This window comes from Ruegeria sp. HKCCE4148 (assembly GCF_017872495.1).
In the GTDB taxonomy this organism is placed as follows: Bacteria; Pseudomonadota; Alphaproteobacteria; order Rhodobacterales; family Rhodobacteraceae; genus Ruegeria.
The window spans coordinates 822,355-839,755 of the sequence record NZ_JAEDOS010000001.1; the positions used below are offsets into that span (position 1 = coordinate 822,355).

Here is a 17,401-nt window from a genome sequence, read left to right on the forward strand (position 1 = left end):
CGCGTTCGCCCGGTCAGGCGGCACGGGCCTGTTTTCTCGCCATCAAATGGTCGGTCAAGTACTCTGCATCGCGGCCGACACCGTCAACGATATTGGAGCCCTTTGTTCTCTGAAAGCGCATACCGAGAACATACAAGCCCTCGACCGGTGTCACACCGTTCTTGTGCTCGATCTCGCCACGTTCATCCACGACCGGGACCTTGAGCCACGGATACTGGCGGGAATATCCCGTCGCCCAGATGACAGAGCGGATGTTTTCTGCGTCGATATCCAAAGTTTCCGGGGCAACGGGCAACGTTACCGGCTGGATTGCATCAGGTTCGGATTGCGGCGCTTCAATGCCATTGGCGGCAATGTACCCGTCAATCTTTCCGAGGATATCGAACATCTGCGCATCGGCTTTGCGAACGGTCTCGCCAAGATCGCCGGCAAACCGAATGGAACGGCCGGTTACCCCGGTTGCGTGACCAGCCAGGCGGGCGCCGCGACTTTGGAGAGCGTTCAGGTCCAGATCGTGGTTGTCCAGTGATCCAACCAACTGGGGGGGCGGCATTGAACGCTCGTCCTTCGGATCGGCCTGTGCCGCAAAAGCGCCAATGGCGTCCATCCAGTAGAGGATGTCTTTGCCCCGATAACGGCGCGGAACCCGTTTATGATTGCCGACCGCAACGGTGACTTCGTGTCCGGCGTCCAACAACTCTTCGCCGATTTGCAGCCCCGTGGCCGAAGCGCCGACGATTAGAACGTGACCCTTGGGCACTTGCCCGGGATTCCGGTACTGCGCGGGCACGATTTGAGCAATGTCTTTGGGCAAATCCGCCGCAAAGCCTGGCACGCGGGGGATATCGCAGAAACCGGTTGCAACCACCAGGTTTGAAGAAATCCATTCGACTCTGTCCGTGGCAACCTTAAAGGCTCCGTCCTTTCGGCACTCGACCGCCAATACAGTCGTTCCCGTTTCAACGGGCGCTTCATAGGACTCTGCATATGCTTCCAGATGGCGGATAAACTCGCCCATGGACATGAAACCGTCAGGGTCGTCGCCCTGATAGTGCCAGTACGGCAGGCGGCTTTGCCAGTTGGGGGTCAGCATGCGCAGCGAATCCCAGCGTTCACTGCGCCACCGTTCAGCGATTTGCCCCCTTTCGAGGATCACGTGGTCGATGTTGTGTTCAGCGAGGCACCGGCCCATGGCGAGACCCGCTTGACCTCCACCAATGATGACTGTGTTGACATGTTTCATGGCTTTCGCTCCTGCATTCTGAATTGCTGATGTACATCCAGTATCGCTTGGCGATGTCCGTAGGGTGTCTGCCCCGGCGTCATTGGACTATCTAAAATGCGTCTATTTCTTACGACGCGTTCGCGATGTTCAGAAGGAGGCTCTTAAAAGGCAATTAGCGTGCGTCCAGAAAATCGCCGAGACAGGAGCATTCGCGCCACGCGTTTGGTCAACAGGTCTGGTCCCGCAATCGATTGGATCCCCGCCGAATCTAAATTCCGCTTTGTCTCACACAGCGAAAATTCGCGGGTGCCTTGATTGTCCACCTCGAGTGAATGGCCGGTCTGGCGCAGCTGCATTGCGGCGACAGGAACGTCGGGAAACGGTAACAATGGGCCGAAAGCAGCAGCTGGTCTGATCAATGCGAACGGCAGGAAAGTCCGCACAGCAGACACTCGCTCCAGTTCATCAACGACAATAACCGGCCCGCTTGAGCCGTGATTTGGCTGCTGACGTCTCCAGGTGCCTATAGCGGCCACCTGAATACCTACGACAGTCTAGCGCGTGCCCTGCGGCGATAACAGCCGCTCCTATGTCCTGTCCGTCTGCGTAACACACCCCTACCCAGCGGTCATGGGTGCGCTCACCGTTCAACTGGCAGGAGATAGACTTGCCACGCAGATAGTTTATCATCCAGCGCTTGGCGTTCTGCCCTGAGCGTGTGCCCAACTCCGGCGCGTCAACACCGTTCAGCCTAACAGGGGTGCCGTCTACAACGATTGTGTCAGCATCTCGGACGTGTAGAGAGTCCGCAAAAGCTGGGACAGCAAGAAAAACGGAAGTGGTGAATATCAAGTATTTCATAAGTCGATAAAGTTTCCGTCCTTAAGAGCTACTTGAGGAAATCTCTACAGAAACCCGTTGCTCTTGAAAGAGTATTCCTCCTTTTTCCCGACAATAACATGGTCATGTATCAAAATGCCCAATGTTTCACAGGCGTCCTGTACGCGCTCAGTCACTTCGATATCTGCCTTGCTGGGGGTCGGGTCTCCTGATGGGTGGTTATGGACCAAGATTAGTGAGCTGGCGTTGAGTTCCAAAGCACGTTTAACGACCTCACGCGGATATACCGGCACATGGTCAACAGTGCCCTTCGCCTGTTCTTCGTCAGCAATCAAGACGTTCTTGCGATCCAGGTACAAGATGGGCACCAAGGATTCATGTTTAAAGCCCGCCAACACTTTGAGCCTGTTTGCCGGCGCATTCGCTTTATTCCAGATAGCGTGCAAGTAGTGAGCGGCGAGACCAAGACTTGTACAGCCAAGACAAAGGGCGGTGTTTGCATCGAACCCACTTGCCCAGCGAGACACACTGCCGACTGCATGGTGCTTTATCGGCGGATTCCGAGACCCCATAGGACCGCAAGTGGCAGTCCGAAGGGGCTGAGGCGCTTTGGACAGCGCGACGCCAATTTCTAGAGGTAGGGAGAGAACCGGCGTAGGGCACAACAATGCCTTAAGCACAGTGCATTTGCGCCAGCACTTGCGCGATTCATGCCAATTGTGCAAGGTGAGTCAAATTAGAAAAAACTTTTTAGAGTTGTAGGTAAGTTCGAGCATTGTTGAAGTTTCTGACTGTTTGAAAAACAGATTTCAGGAGAAGTACTTTGGTTGAAGAATCGGACCCAGCAAATCAGAAACCATCCGCCGTATCACCTGATTCGGCTGAAGCAAATAAAACCACAAACCAGCAAAGTGAATGGGTCGCCGAGGCAAAGAAAACGACTATTTCATTCTTATCAAAATTACTCGTTCCTCTTGCTATCGCAGCTCTTGCACTGTTGTTCCTGAACCAAATTAAAGCAGCTTTAGGAATAACGGCAATCGAGCGTTACCTTGTTGAACTTCAGAAGAGTGTCGCGCATTCTGAAGATACCGTTTTCTATCACCAGTTTGAATTTCAAATACCATCTTTGAAAGATGAAGAGAACATGCTCGCGTTCTATGGAATTTCCGAGCCGGTCATCAACCTTTTGGATAGAAATAAGATTGATGGGTTGGAAGGAACACTAAAAGAATTTTGGAGAAATGCACTTAACGAAGAGCGCGCGAAATCGCAAACTGATGAGTTTGTACCTATTGCCGAAGGTGGGAACTTACCCAATGAGTTAATCCTTCGTGTAAGAAATGACATAAATACGCTGCGCAAAGCCAACATTGAAATTGATCAAACAGTATTCAAGAACTTCCCATTTTCGGCAGCCATCGACGCGCTAGTTACGATATGGCACAATGTAAACTGCCACAATGTCTCTAACTTCCCCACAAAAGAAGTGGTCGCTTATTCGATGAAAGTTGATCAGGTTCAACTGTCACGTTCCGGGATCGGAGAACATTATCAAGACTTGGACCTTGATGGAATAAGTGTCTCCAATTTGGTGCCTACAGAGACCGGTTCAGACCTACGCCAACTATCTCTGGTGTTGGAGATATTTCCCGAGCGTGGTGCCGCAGAAGGAATAACTGCGCGAGAAGCGCTGGAACGGCGAGCGGTAGGCGCAACTGCTCTTTCATCCTGTTCATTTGAGATAATGATCTATGTTCGAGACAACCCTCGGGAATTTCAGCCTGGAGGCCTTGGAAGAACGATACAATCCTTCATGAAAAAGAACTTAGGAGGTTAATTTGAAAAGATACCTGTATTGGCTTTCCTTTGCCACGGCTCTTTTTGGCACCATCAACCCTTTGTTCGCCGCCGAGTGCCCAGAAGATAGCATTGAGCGGCAGTACAATGAACGTGCGGGTTCGGTGGCGGCAGTCTCTTCACCGATGCCTTTAGAGGGGGCATTGATCCCCGTTGTTTATGAGGTGGCTTTTAGTCAGACAGAGTTTTTTGCAACTAACTTTCGTTGCAGTGTCACTCGCCAACAAGCGTACCCGGCTTACCGCGCTTTCACTTGGTTAATTGAGCTACCCAATGATGAGGAATATTCTGTACTACCTATTAGAAACTTGACAAATGCTGCATTGGAATCCGAAGGATCCAACATTCAAAGGATCGGAGATATTGTTCTTTTTTTAGAGTCGGGACGAGAACTCTTCCTGTCTTCGTCAATTGACTTCTTAGTGAACAACAATGAACTCCTTTTTCCAGATAGCAGTCAATTTAGGCTACTGGTCAGCGGACCCTTTTTCCGCCCAACAAAAGATGGAGAAGAACCTATTGGGATCATTCTATCGAAGACCTTAGGGAAGCTTGGTGAGTATCGGAATTTCTCGGGCCGCCACGTTCTTTGCGTTGGCCAAAATGGACTTGATTTGCTAGAGCGAGATTGGCTTGCTGAAAAGCTAGGTGTACCGACTTCAAACGAAAAAGTACTTGACTCAGCGATTGACAAGTATGCGACAGAAAACTGCTCGGACGCGTTTCAAACTGGACCAGCATTTTGGGAGCGCCCGAGATCCGGTGACACTCAAAGTGTTCCGGGGATTTCTGGACTGTCACTCCGAGCAGCGCAGCGAAATGTCATTTTCCGTATTGGTAGCGGAGAGGACTATCGAACGTTTCTGGCATCATCAATATCAAGTGTCAGTTCGTTTGATATGATGGTGATTGTCGCTGCGATTGCCGCCGAAATCGACGACACTCTTCCGGTTGTTTGGGCAATCGGACTTCAAGATGAAGACTATTTGGCTGGGCCGTTGTTGCAATTGGACGGGAATCAGATGCGATTGGCACCGACCCATCGCCCTACTGGTGCTGTGTTGGTCCTCAAATAGACGCCAAGTTTGTATTTCCCGAGAGCCACAGAAGTCGCTGGAGTGTTCTGGGAGGCTATTCGCAGAGGAAACAGGTGTTGTTTGTAGTGTGATTTGGTCTGCGTTCAGAAACGGCAAAGTCTTGTTATCTGGACAAAACCACCCCAACCCCGCTTGCCGTATCGCCTTCGTCAAGGAACTGAATGCCTTGGGCTTCTAAGGCGGATCGGATGGCTTGTGCAGTTTCCTTTCTGCCACCCATGGGGCCGTCGTTTGTCTCAAGTCTGGCTATTGTAGGGTAGGACACACCTGACCGTTCCGCCAAGTCTACTTGAGACCAAGCCAATAATGCCCTAGCGGCTTTGATTTGCCTAATTGATAGAATTTCTACTGACATTTGCCTTGCTCGTGATGATATGATTTCTATCAATATCACAACCGGAGGAAACAGTAATGACTGAACAACGCGTTTGCGCGAACGATAGCGCTCATGAGCAGCCTCATCTGACTGGTCCAAGTTGATTGTTAGTGCATCATCGGCCTTTGATCCATCGGGATGATGGTTTCGGTCGCTGGCGGGCGATATGCCTCTTGCCATGCCTGCCCCACATTCTGCCCCACACTTGCGCCGCGTTATTTTGCGACATTCTGCAACAGTGTGCTACAGGTGCCAGTTGCATTTTGCAACAGGGCTAAGGTGTTAGCGACAGTTTGCAACATGTTGCACCAGAAACATGGTGCCCACCGCCCGCACCAAAATTTTATCTAACACTCTGTAAAAAAATAAAAGAACCTTCCGCATCAATCCCCCAACTAGCCCCCGCAATCTGCGCCGGATATGCGGAAGGATCGGCAGAGGTCACAGCCTCGCGCCTGCACCGCCTTATGACGGCTTCGAGCCCACATCGGACGTCATTCAGGACCAATACAGTTCGTCGTTTTTAGACGCCGGTCACAGACTGCAGGTTGTCTTGGTGCACGCCCTCATAGGCATCGAAGTAGGTCAACGAGCCTTCTTCGAACCAGACTTTCGCAAATTCCCGAAGCGTAAGATTGCTCCATCCTGCCCCATCGCGGCACTGCAAGAGCTTTGCAACATATTGCCTCGTAGCCGTTATGAATGAGCAATCATATCCACCTCTTGCGATCCGATCGGGGTCACCATGGCAGGGCAGGATGGCCGAAATATCCCAGGTGGAAAGCCGGTCAAGTTCGGCCAGGTGAATATCAAGGCGATCTGGTTCGGCGACATAGGTCACGCTATCTTCCAGCGCATCACCCGCCAGCAAGATCCTGGACTTTGGAAGGTAGAGCGCGACACCGTCGTGACTGTGAATATCCAAAGGACGTAGTTCAATGTCGGTCGTCCCAACACTCAACGCCATTTCACCGTCAAACACAGTTGTGGGCATCACTACCGGCTTGATCGGCGGATCGCTCTTCGAATAACTTTCCTCTTTTTCAACCAGCGCCTTTGCCGTTTTGTTGCCCGCAATGATTTCGCAATCAGCAAACACCTCGGTTCCAGCGATATGATCCTTGTGATGATGGCTAAGCACAACCCGAATTGATGTCACCCCACGACGTTGCAGCTCGCTTCGTATCCAACGAGCGTGATCAAGCGAGATGTGCGTGTCATAGACCACAGCGTCAGTGCCATTGAGGATGGCATAGCTGGCGACCCCGAGTGTATATGCCGCGTCGTCCATCCAATTCCACGACGGAGAATGAAGTCGGGCCCCTGCAACCCGACCGTCATAAAACGCCAAAATATTGGGGGCTGGCTCCAATACTCGCAAAGTTGCAGTTGAGGTCATCAGCCCGGATTTCTGGCTGTGAAGAAATTCAGATTTGCCGGGATGCGGATGCCTCCGTTGACTTCGAAGCAGCGAAAATTGGCGATTACATAATCGGTTATCGCCTCGATATCTTCCTCGCTCCCGGAGTACTTCTTGAGTATCCTCGCTGCCGGGCCGATATTCGAAGCCAAAGCCGCAGCACGCTCCAAGGGCCCGGGATGAGTTAGGTTTACCCTGATCGTTTCGCCGTTCACGTCTTTGAAACCAGCCTCTTCTAGAATTCCAGCGACATGGCCAGCGTTCTGAAAGCCCAGCGGTCCAGGGGCGTTGGGGTCTGAGCTTTCTAAAGGTCCCAGCCTGTCAACCGCACCGTCTTTGGGCACGTCAAACCAAGGATTTCCCTTGGCCGGTGCCCATGCAGCAAGAGCCATTCGGCCCGATGGCTTGATCTGGCCCCGAATATTGACGAAGGCAGCAACGGGATCGGCAAAGAACATTGATCCGAAGCGAGAGATCACCAAATCAAACGGCGCGTCAGGAAACTGGTCGGTTTGCGCATCCGCTAACAGATACTGTGCTTCAACCGTTGCTTCTTTTGCACGCTGGCGGGCCTGTTCGATCAAGGGTGCAGAAATGTCGACTGCGCATATTGTTCCGCCTGGTGCGACAAGCGAAGAAAACGTCCTGCTCGTAGCTCCAGTACCGCAACCTATGTCCAAGACGCGCTCGCCTGGCGAAGGCTTCGACCGCTCAACCAGCGCTTTGTCGACCGCGCCAAATACCACATCAAGTTCGCTTTCGAAATCTATCCACTTAAGTCCGCTCTTCGAACTCCAGTAGTCAGCCTGTGCTTGGTTATCTTGCATATGAGCATTGTGAAGGCGTTTGGCGGAAAAAAGCAAATGTCGGGTTTTTCCGCTAAGTAGAGGTTTAAGCAAGTTGACCGCATTTAGCCCAATGCAGACGCGCGATTTTGGACAGAAGCAATTTTCTTGTACAATAGATTTCATCAGCAAATCGGAGAAAACCGTGCGCCTAAGGTTGTTGCCGGTATTGAGTTTTGTATTTGCGTCGATTTGGTGCGGCGCAGCTTCAGCTGGTTCGTCCGGAGAGCGAAAGTTCTATTATCCAAACGCAGAGCCGCTCGGTGAAGCGGAGATGCGAGTTATCTCGCTGGGAACCGGAACACCTAATTTTCGACACTCTCAAGCGTCAGCGTCGTGGTTGGTTGAACTTGGCAATGGCGACAAGTTCCTCTTCGATGTCGGAACTGGTTCGTTAGCAAATTTGGCCGCGTTGGAAATCCCATACACTTATCTGGACAAAGTGTTCATTAGCCACCTGCACGTAGATCATATTGGAGACCTCGATGCACTTTTTGTGGGTGGCTGGGTGTCAAACCGAACGGTTCCCCTGCAGGTATGGGGACCAAGTGGCTTAAAGCCAGAATACGGGACCGCTGCGGCCATGGATGGCCTCCTCAAAATGTTGGCCTGGGACTTGGCAGGGCGGCGCGGGAATATGCCCTCGGCAGGTGGACACCTCTCGGTGACTGAGTTCGACTATTCTAAGACACAGATAGTTTATGAAAGCGATGGTGTTGTCATTCGATCTTGGCCCGCGATTCACGGCATAGACGGTTCAGTGTCCTACAGCTTGGAGTGGAAAGGACTTAAATTCGTCTACTCAGGTGACACCAACCCAAACAAGTGGTTCGTGGAAAACGCTAAAGAAGCGGATCTTGTCATTCACGAATGCTACTTAACGATCCAACAATTCATTGATATCAAAAACTACGACCCTGAACGCGCCCGATTGGTGGCAACGGTGGTTCACACGCCACCAGACGCGTGCGGAAAACTATTCGCGATGATTGAGCCGCGGCATGCGATTGCCTACCATACATTTGCCGATTTCGATATTGCTCCGGACACAATTGCAGCAATCCGAAAGACGTATGACGGCCCGCTCACTTTGGCTCAGGACATGCTTGTTTGGAATGTTTCGGAAGATGCCGTAAGTGTTAGAGAGATCGTCGGATCAGACAGTCCATTGCCTGTTGACCCTCCAACTCCTGCGGGCCCACCTGACCCCAGCGAAAGAACAGAGTTGTCGGATTGGCTTAATGCGGGTCGCCTAAATCTTAACGGAGACTAGCCTGCAATGCGCTTCAGTGGGATTAGCGGCCGCTTAATCCGCAGAGCAGTCATTCATGCCCGGTGCAGTTAAGGTCTACTTGGAGCCCAAGAGCGTCAGATCCTGCACCAGTGGTGAATGGCGGTAATGCGCAGAAACCAGAATTTGCTAAGTCCGTGTGCGGCCCATAACAGAACTTGAACCGTGCTTCGAACAACGACGGCTTCGAAACATACCAACTCGCAAGGAGAAGTAGTCTCAATCCTCATTCTGCCACAAGTGCGACAATTGCTTCTCGAGGCTGGGAATGTTGGTTGTTTGCCTCAAGCGGTTTGTTGAGCTTGCCACGATACACCAACGCGAACACGGGTGTGGTGAAATAGAAGGATACGACGGTCGACAACAAAACGCCTCCGGCGATTGCAACGGCGAATGGCGGCCAAAATGCGCCTCCACCCATGATCAGGGGTAGGAACCCGCCGAAGGTAGTGACCGTTGTCGAGATGATGTGCCGACTTGATCCAGTCACTACTCGCGCCATGGCCGCACGGTCGCCTTGGTTTGCGTCAACGTCTTGTTGCAACCCGGTCAAAATGATTATCGCCGCGTTGATCGAAACCCCGATTGAGCCGATGACCCCGATGATTGCTGTTATACCGAACGGGAATTGCATAACCGCCAGCGACAGCATTGAAAGGCCTGCAGACAACACGCACACGACCAAGGTCACCAGTGTTAGTCGGAACGAGTTAAAGGTCAGAACGATGGTCGCGAAGGAGAGTGTGACAATCAAACCAACAGAGGCAAGCAGATTGCCCACGGTGTTGGATCGGGCATCACTGTCGCCGCCTAAGGACATCGAATAGCCTTGCGGCAACACAAACCCGGACGCATCAAGCGCTTCTAGTATGTCCTGCAATGCCTCTTCGGGTAAAACACCGGGTACGATAAACGCCTGTATGGTGTTTTCGCGCACGCCATCCGTTCGAGTTATTACGCTTTCTGCCGGTTCAATCACGGGCTTGGCCAATTCCGACAGCGGTACCGCTGGGAAGGCTCCAGTCGCAGATATCGCAGCTGCATTTGGCAGTAGGATAGGCATACTGACAATCGTGCTTAGATCTGAACGCACCTCGTCACCTAAGCGAACGCGGACTGGTAACTGCTCGGTTCCTTCGATCAGCGATCCACCGGTAATGCCAACCAGCGCCGTGTCCAGCTGGCCAGCTATATCCGCCACGTCCAGCCCCAACAGACGGGCTTTGACTTCATCAATCTCGAACCGGACTTGAGGGGTGCCGCCGTTCACACTGGCGCGCGCCTGAGTCACCAAATCGAGATTGGCCATGACTGAAGGCACCTCGTCGCCCAGATTGCGCAATACCGTGATGTCTTGGCCCTGAATTTTGACTTCAACCGGTGCGGCGACCGGAGGGCCCTGAACAAGACTGCGAACGATGATCTGCGCGTCAGGAAAGTCGGTATCCAGACGACGCTGCAACGCTCCGACAAGGCGAGCCGCGTCGTCAGCCGTGTCGGTCGTGATCATGGCTTGTGCAAAACCGGGCTCGCGTGAACGGTTGCCAACGATGTTGTAGTAGAATGCCGGGCCGGACTCTCCAACTGTCCAGTAGACACTCTTGACGCCGTCATCCGCCAGAAGCATTTCGTCAATCTGGCGCGCTGTTGCTTCAGTGGTGGCAATAGATGTTCCACCCGGCATGTCGACCTCGATATAGAACTGGTTTCGGTCGACACCCGGGAAGAATTGCGCCGTCAGCGTTGGAAAGGCCGCAAAGCCCAGCACAGGCAAGACCAATGCCAACGCGATGGATCGCACGGGATTAGAAACAGACAATCGGATTGAGGCCTCAAACAAGCGGGAAAGCGGCGGGATGACGATACCACGGCTCAGCATTCCTGCGTCTGAGCGATCGGACAGTAACCAGCCAGCAATCGCCGGTGTAACCGTCAACGCCACAACCAGGGACCAGACAAGCATAAGTACCACTGCGATAGCGATGGCACCTACAAAGTCGCCTGCGGGTCCCGGCAGCAAGATCATCGGCGTGAAGGCAAGCGCTGTTGTCACGGTCGATGCCAGCAGTGGCGCGGCCAACCGGCGTACGGCATCTCGCACGGCTGCAAGTCGCTCCATCCCATCCTGCAGACGACGTCGGATTTCATCGGTCATCACGATAGCTGCGTCAACGAGCAGACCGAGGGCAACAATCAGACCCGTCACGGACATCTGATGGATTGGCAATCCAATCATGTTCATCGTCGCCAGAGTTGTCAATGAGACGACCGGCAATACCAAAGCCACAATCGCGGCCGCCCGAACCCCCAACGTAACAAACAAAACTGCCACGACCAGAGCCACGCCAATGGCCATGTTGACCCCAACCTCTGACAAACGATCCGTTGTGTACTGGCTTTGATCAAACAGCAGTATTTCCTGCATGCCCAAAGGCACCGATGCAGCACCAGCCTCAAGTTCATCCCGAAGAAAGCCTGTCCAACGGTCGATCTGTACGCCGTCCTGCGCCAGAACACCTACCAAAACCGAGGGCTTTCCGTTGGCAAACGCTATTGAGGACTGCGGTTCGCGCGCGCCCCGGTCTACGCTGGCAATATCTCCGAGCTGCACCACGGCACCGTCTGCGTTTTCTCGCAGGATGATGCTTCGAATGCGGTCCAAAGTCTCAATTTCTCCGCTGATGCCTATTGTCAGGTCGACATCGGACTGCAAACGCCCAGACTGGACCTTCCCATCTGCTTCGGCGATCCGTTGGGAAATCTCGGCTACGCCAAGCCCAAGCGCAGCGGCCTTGTCCATATCGACGCTTACGAGCACCTCTTCTTCTGGCTGACCGAAATAGTCCACTGCGCGTGTATCAGGTATCGCACGCAATCTGTCACCCAATGCTTCGGCATGACGCGACAGCAAAGTTAACGGGAAGTCTGGATCCTCGGCCGCAACTGCAATGACCGCAGAATAGGCAGAAATGCCCTCGGCATCGAATTCCGGTGGCAAAACTCCTATGGGAAAATTCTGGCGCGCATCTTCGACGGCATCCCGAGCCTCGGCCCAAACCTGCTCAATGGTGGCTTCGTCTAGCGTTTCCAGCAATTCTACCGAAACGACCGACACACCCGAGCGGGAGACTGAACTGATCTCATCCACCTCGGCGATTTTCCGCATCTCTTCTTCGATTTCTGCTGTAACCAGCGCTTCAACCCGTTCTGGGTCTGCACCCGGGAACTGTGTCGTTACAGTTGCGAAGAGGTTGGTGATCGTAGGGTCTTCCTGTCGCCCAAGAGATAGGAACGAAGACAGGCCTGCAGATACAAGCACCAAAATGATGAGGGCAACCAGCCGGGGGTGGCGAAAGGTAAGGGTTTCCATCAGATCGCTCCGTTACTCGCCAGTGTCGAAGGCGACGCGCTGACCAACGCTGACTCGCTGCGGCCCCTGATCGATCAGGACTGTGCCTTCCGGAAACACTCCACGCACAAAGACACGGTCGTCTTCGGCATGCAGCACTTCGACCGCCGCTAGCCGCACAGTCTTTTGCGCGTCGGCAACGAGCAGGGTCCATTGCCCGCGCGTTCCTTCCTTAAGTGAAGTTGTGGACACCCAGGTTCCCGCACTTTGGACAGGTTCGAGTACATGCACACGTGCGGTTTGTCCGAAAGCAACGTCCGGCGCTTTCTTCAGGTCGAACAGCGCGGTTCGGGTTCGGGTCACCGGGTCAATATCAGGCCGCAAAGTTGTAAGCTCAGCCCTATATCTTTGACCTGCTACTTCGATCTCAACATAAGTCAGCAGAACCGGATCAACATCGAGAGGAACACCGATCCGAACCTGCGGCGACTCGACCTCGACCATACCCAGAACCAGCTCGCCTGAGCGCAGAGTTTCTCCACCGTCCACGTTTCGAGCGGTTATCTGACCGGCAAACGGAGCCTCTATACTGGATTTCTCGATCCGAACGGTTACATCACGCAAGGCCGCATCCAGTTCGCCAATTCTGGAAAGCAATTCATCTTGTTGGGAAACTGCCTCATCTAGGCGGGCTTGACTGGTAAAGCCTTGCTCGATGAGTTTAGCGTTTCGCTCGACCGTTTTCTTGGCAAATGCAAGCTGGGCTGCAATGGCATCACGTGACGCTGTGAGACGGTCGCGTTCGACCTCCAACAGAGCGACGTCCAATGTTGCGAGAAGCTGGCCCTTGGCGACCTCGTCTCCCTCATCCACCAGGATTTGGTCAAGCGTGCCATTCAATTCGAAAGAGATATCCGCTGAACGTTGAGGTTCGACTTGTCCGATGAATACACGTCCGACCGTGTAAGCGCTCTCCGACGTGATCAGCGTTGCGGAAACCGGGGTCACTGCGGCCGCTTCCGGTGAGGGAACAGCATCTGCCCTGCGAGTGAGCTCGGACGCGCCGAAGTAAACTGCGGCCGCTGCGACGGCTATGAAGCTGACGGTCATGCCGAGACGCGTAGTGCCGCGCAGCAAAAGCGAAAATAGGTTCGGTTTGATCGCTTTAGTAGATGAATTTGCAGGATTCGGCATTTGGGAACCTCATCAAGTTAGCGTCTCTAACATATGTTAGAAGTTCTTACTTTGACAAGGGGTACGTGATCTGGCACATCTTGGATCATGAGCAGCACAGAAAAAAATCACTCAACAACCATCCAGGCGACCGGTCATTCAATGAGCAAGAAGGCTTACCATCACGGCGATCTCCGTGCTGCGCTGATCGAAGCAACCCGACAGTTGGTTGAAGAGAAAGGACCTGACAGTTTTTCCGTATCTGAGGCGTGCAGACGCGCGGGCGTCTCGACTGCGGCACCGTACAAGCACTTCAAAGACAAGACAGAAATGCTGGTCGCCACTGTCCTTGAGGGAATGGATCGGCACCGAGACAAAATGCTTGCCGCACTGGAAGGCGTTCCTGAAGGATCCCCCGACCGCATTACCGCCATCGGGATGGAGTATATAGCCTTCGCTTTAAATGAGCCCGGGATCTTCAGGCTGAAATTTGGCGGCTTCACAGACCGCATCGCGGATCCCCGGCTGAAGGAAGGCGGCCAGCAAAGCTTTGCGATTCTGCTAGCTGAGGTTGCAAAGTGTCTCGGCGAACCGGGAATCACAGACGAAGTTCGCCGCCGCGGTTTTTTGCTATGGAGTTTCGTGCACGGGCTGTCGTTCATTCTGCATGACAAAGGACTTGCGGATAAAGGAGGAGAGTTCGATTTGCGTACTCTTCTCGAGGACGTTTCGGAAAGAATGCTCAGATGATCGTTCTCGGGACAAAACAAACACGACCCACCTTTGATGGCGGACAAACCCAAGCATTAGATCGCCTGCACCTATTCGACTGCTTTGGTTCAGGCAAATAACACTCTCCGGAAGCGCAGCGAATGTCCGCTATCCGAAATGCAAGGTCTATTCGTGAATGTCGCCTTCGTAATGAGCTAGTAGTAGCAGATATGGTGTACCGTAGAATCTTTAGTTCAAAGCCTCCGGTTCGCAGGCTGGCGCACTTTAAGCAGACTAGTTAGCTAGGAACGTCCGCAGGCGCCAGGATCGTCATTCCCACTCGACCTGCCACGGACATGATCGCCGGAATGTCTGGTGGTGCATCTGGCGCCGGAATATCGGTCGTGCCGTCAGGCATTGCTTCACCGGCTTCAGTAAAGAAAGTGTCATGCATCGCGCCGGGGGCATTAATGCAAAGTAACCGGCCAGGCCGCTCTCCGGTGCATGTAAAGGCGTGCACTGCGCCGTCCGGAACCTTAACGAAGTCACCACATTTGACGTTGACTGTCTCACCATTCAAAAAGAACTCGAATTCACCATCGAGCACATAGAAACTCTCATCTTCACCAGCATGATGATTGGGCGGTGCACCGGCACCCGGTGCCGTCTTTATCTCAACAATTGTGCAACGATCTCCAGTCTCACTGGGAAAGGCATGAAAGGTCAAAAGGTTCCCAAGTAGATGATAAATTCGCGGGCGAGATTCAGTCATTATTGCGACTCCCTTTACTTGAAACAAACTGCCCTTATGATACACATATCCACTTATGAGACAAGTGTATTATAAAGGGTTTGGAATTGGCGCCTCGTACAAATCAAATCAACCGAACGCGAGAAGTACTTCTTTCGGCTGCACGTGACCTGATGTCGGAAGGCAAGGAGGTCACGCTAGCAAAAGTCGCTGAACGCGCCAAAACCAGTCGTGCGACGGTCTATCGCTACTTTTCTGACCCAAGTGTCTTGGCTTTGGATGCGACGCTGGATCTTGACGTCACTCCCACGTCGGAACTTCTTGAGGGGCTGGATGACGTTAGGAGCCGTGTACATGTGGTCGCGCGCTACTATCTGGAATTTTCTCGGGTTAATGAGGCGCACTTCCGGCAGTTTCTGGCGGAATCACTCAAGGCATCTCTTGAGGATGGAACGGTCAAAATGCGTGGGGCCAGAAGATTAGCGGCTTTTTCGGAAGCACTTGCGCCAGTTCACCCATTGATGGAGCCGAAGGAAATTGACGACCTAGCAAAGCGATTGTCCATGACGACGGGCATGGAACAACTTGTCATTCTTGAAGACATTTTACGTGTGGACGAAGCTACTGGTTACCAACTTCAGAAAGGGTTGGTCGACGCTCTTTTGGATCGGTACTTGCCAAAAAACTGAGGCATGATTCAGATGCCGACTTTATCCTAAAACTGCTGGCAAATAGACAACTGTTCAACCTCCGTTTTGGGCTGGTCGCCGCCCTTGGCCCCCCACACGCCAATGACAAAAAGGTCCGCAAAGTGGACATCCGTTGCGACTTGGCGAAGGACCGCTTCGAGCGCAAAGCCCACAATCGGATCCCGTGGTAAAGAACAGTAGGCAAGGCCAGTGTTCCGCGTTGTCTAGTTCGCAGGACTGACCGCGTGCAGTCGCCAAGTATTTGGAACGCCCTTCAACTCGTGCTCACCGCAGTCTTGAAACTCGAACGGCGCACCAAGCATCAGTTGCCGCGTGAGATCGGATGCCAGAACCTGTCCTTCCTTGGCTTGGCCCATCACCCGCGCTGCTATGACCACGCCAAGGCCGCTGATATCCTCACCGCGAATTTCAATCTCACCAGTGTGAGCGCCGAAGCGTGCGTTAAGGTCGATTGCAGACAATGCTTCTTTCACAGAACCAGCGCAGGCCAGCGCGTTCGTAGGAGAACTGAACGTCGCCAGCACGCCGTCGCCAGTGAATTTCACCAGATGACCACCGTGTCGAGAGATCTGGTTTGCGCAAATGTCATCGTGGCGGTTCATCAAGTTGCGCCAACTCTCATCACCGATGCGTGCTTGTTGCGAAGTGGACGCGACGAGATCTGAGAACAGAACGGTAGCAAGGGTGCGCTTGGGTTGGATCGTCGCCGGTGCTTCGCCGGTGACAAACTCGACGATTGAGGCCGAATAACTGTCCACGTCGCCTTCCCATGGCACATGCTCGTGGCCGGGTATGGTTTTGTATTTAGTGGATGGCATCAAACGCAGAAAATCCTGGGCGCAATCAGCCCCGTTGGGTTCTTCGAATTCGCGATGTATGACCAAAGTGGGTTGTGAAATAGAAGGCAGCAATTCCCGGATATCTATCCGGGCCGCCAATTCGAACAGGTTGGCGACTGTAATAGGGGTCGCGCTCATCCTTTGGAAATGCGCCCATGCTTCCTGAGCTTCAGCATCGTCCTCACTTGGGCCGAAAGCCGAAAATGGGTGAGGTTTATAGAGCTTCCCCCAATTCTCACGGAACTGTTTCAACGCGATTTCAAGGCTTTCGGGGGTCAGGTAACCGCGAGTTAGACGGCCTTGAGCGTACCCACCACACAAAGCCAGACGTTCAACGCGCTCGGGGCGCATCGCGGCATAGACACAGGCAAGGGAGGCCCCCTCGGAAAAAGCAATGACCGTGGCTGAGGTCATTTCAGTGACATCCATCACAGCCTCTATATCCATGACGCGCTCTTCAAGGGTTGGTGTCCCCTGAATGCGATCTGACATGCCGTTGCCGCGCTTGTCGAAAGTAACCAATCTTCCCACCGAGCTGAGAGCTGTCATCCACTGCAGATAGCCCGGGTTTTCCATGGACGCTTCCAGGTGCGAAATCATTCCGGGGACCAAAACAAGATTGCGTGGCCCATCGCCCCAAACTTGATAGGCGATGGAAAGCCCGTCGCTTTCGGTGAAAAGGGTCTCCACATTGGCAGTCATGCGCCCCTCCCAGTCGTTCTTTGGCCGATGCTCCGCCCATGTTTTCAATGGTGTTCGCCGCGGGGCCAGCGCGTGATCATATTGAGGTTCGAATGGCCTATCGGTCAATGATCTCTTTGGTTGAGCGCAACGTGCGTCATGCCTTAACTGTGATAATCAGGTTAAGAAAACTAAGGGTCTGCACTTGTCCGCAAATCATTCATACAAACAAG

General features: G+C 53.2%; 15 protein-coding genes. 5 read left to right on the plus strand and 10 right to left on the minus strand.

Annotation, left to right across the window (positions count from 1 at the left end; translation table 11 throughout):
- Positions 1 to 13: 13 nt before the first annotated feature.
- The 3 genes from I9187_RS04080 to radC form a co-directional block, all read right to left on the minus strand.
- On the minus strand, positions 14 to 1,243 hold the full coding sequence (locus I9187_RS04080) for an NAD(P)-binding domain-containing protein (protein ID WP_209509574.1): 1,230 nt from the start codon (positions 1,241 to 1,243) through the stop codon (positions 14 to 16).
- 447 nt (positions 1,244 to 1,690) lie between these two features.
- Entirely contained in the window at positions 1,691 to 2,086 is a 396-nt protein-coding gene (locus tag I9187_RS04085) for a thermonuclease family protein (RefSeq protein ID WP_171177680.1), read from the minus strand.
- Positions 2,087 to 2,130: 44 nt separating this feature from the next.
- Complete coding sequence (gene radC / locus I9187_RS22060) at positions 2,131 to 2,637, minus strand: DNA repair protein RadC (RefSeq protein ID WP_280922854.1); 507 nt, start codon at positions 2,635 to 2,637, stop codon at positions 2,131 to 2,133.
- 251 nt (positions 2,638 to 2,888) lie between these two features.
- On the opposite strand from radC, the gene I9187_RS04095 reads away from it, so the two are divergent.
- Positions 2,889 to 3,905 (plus strand): hypothetical protein, encoded by a 1,017-nt coding sequence (locus I9187_RS04095; RefSeq protein ID WP_171177678.1) that lies wholly within the window; start codon positions 2,889 to 2,891, stop codon positions 3,903 to 3,905.
- Between the two features lies 1 nt (position 3,906).
- Positions 3,907 to 5,001: a hypothetical protein gene (locus tag I9187_RS04100; RefSeq protein ID WP_171177676.1), complete on the plus strand. Its 1,095-nt coding sequence runs from the start codon at positions 3,907 to 3,909 to the stop codon at positions 4,999 to 5,001.
- A 124-nt stretch (positions 5,002 to 5,125) separates the two neighbouring features.
- Here I9187_RS04100 and I9187_RS22180 read toward each other — a convergent pair whose 3' ends face one another.
- The 3 genes from I9187_RS22180 to I9187_RS04115 form a co-directional block, all read right to left on the minus strand.
- Positions 5,126 to 5,578 carry a helix-turn-helix transcriptional regulator gene (locus I9187_RS22180; protein ID WP_348540070.1) on the minus strand — a complete coding sequence of 151 codons (453 nt, stop codon included), beginning with the start codon at positions 5,576 to 5,578 and terminating at the stop codon, positions 5,126 to 5,128.
- A gap of 343 nt (positions 5,579 to 5,921) precedes the next feature.
- Entirely contained in the window at positions 5,922 to 6,797 is an 876-nt protein-coding gene (locus tag I9187_RS04110) for an MBL fold metallo-hydrolase (protein WP_171177674.1), read from the minus strand.
- A complete protein-coding gene (locus I9187_RS04115) occupies positions 6,797 to 7,789 on the minus strand; it encodes a class I SAM-dependent methyltransferase (protein ID WP_171177673.1) in 993 nt (330 codons plus the stop codon). Before I9187_RS04115 ends, I9187_RS04110 begins: the two co-directional genes overlap by 1 nt.
- Between I9187_RS04115 and gntH the strand changes: the two genes are divergently transcribed.
- Entirely contained in the window at positions 7,737 to 8,936 is a 1,200-nt protein-coding gene (gntH, locus tag I9187_RS04120) for a guanitoxin biosynthesis MBL fold metallo-hydrolase GntH (protein ID WP_171619691.1), read from the plus strand. The two genes, I9187_RS04115 and gntH, sit on opposite strands and share 53 nt — an antisense overlap.
- A gap of 244 nt (positions 8,937 to 9,180) precedes the next feature.
- On the opposite strand, the gene I9187_RS04125 is transcribed toward gntH, so the two are convergent.
- Together I9187_RS04125 and I9187_RS04130 are read right to left on the minus strand one after the other, a co-directional pair.
- Positions 9,181 to 12,324: an efflux RND transporter permease subunit gene (locus tag I9187_RS04125; protein ID WP_209940068.1), complete on the minus strand. Its 3,144-nt coding sequence runs from the start codon at positions 12,322 to 12,324 to the stop codon at positions 9,181 to 9,183.
- A gap of 12 nt (positions 12,325 to 12,336) precedes the next feature.
- Positions 12,337 to 13,497: an efflux RND transporter periplasmic adaptor subunit gene (locus I9187_RS04130; protein ID WP_171238201.1), complete on the minus strand. Its 1,161-nt coding sequence runs from the start codon at positions 13,495 to 13,497 to the stop codon at positions 12,337 to 12,339.
- An 87-nt stretch (positions 13,498 to 13,584) separates the two neighbouring features.
- Between I9187_RS04130 and I9187_RS04135 the strand changes: the two genes are divergently transcribed.
- The gene (locus I9187_RS04135; RefSeq protein WP_217352154.1) at positions 13,585 to 14,226 is read left to right on the plus strand and encodes a TetR/AcrR family transcriptional regulator; all 642 of its coding nucleotides are present in this window, start codon (positions 13,585 to 13,587) and stop codon (positions 14,224 to 14,226) included.
- Between the two features lie 259 nt (positions 14,227 to 14,485).
- On the opposite strand, the gene I9187_RS04140 is transcribed toward I9187_RS04135, so the two are convergent.
- Positions 14,486 to 14,959: a cupin domain-containing protein gene (locus I9187_RS04140; protein WP_171177665.1), complete on the minus strand. Its 474-nt coding sequence runs from the start codon at positions 14,957 to 14,959 to the stop codon at positions 14,486 to 14,488.
- 86 nt (positions 14,960 to 15,045) lie between these two features.
- On the opposite strand from I9187_RS04140, the gene I9187_RS04145 reads away from it, so the two are divergent.
- Positions 15,046 to 15,627, plus strand: coding sequence for a TetR/AcrR family transcriptional regulator (locus I9187_RS04145; protein ID WP_256368829.1), 582 nt, complete (start codon positions 15,046 to 15,048; stop codon positions 15,625 to 15,627).
- Positions 15,628 to 15,851: 224 nt separating this feature from the next.
- On the opposite strand, the gene I9187_RS04150 is transcribed toward I9187_RS04145, so the two are convergent.
- Positions 15,852 to 17,189 carry an adenylate/guanylate cyclase domain-containing protein gene (locus tag I9187_RS04150; RefSeq protein ID WP_171177661.1) on the minus strand — a complete coding sequence of 446 codons (1,338 nt, stop codon included), beginning with the start codon at positions 17,187 to 17,189 and terminating at the stop codon, positions 15,852 to 15,854.
- Between the last annotated feature and the right edge of the window lie 212 nt (positions 17,190 to 17,401).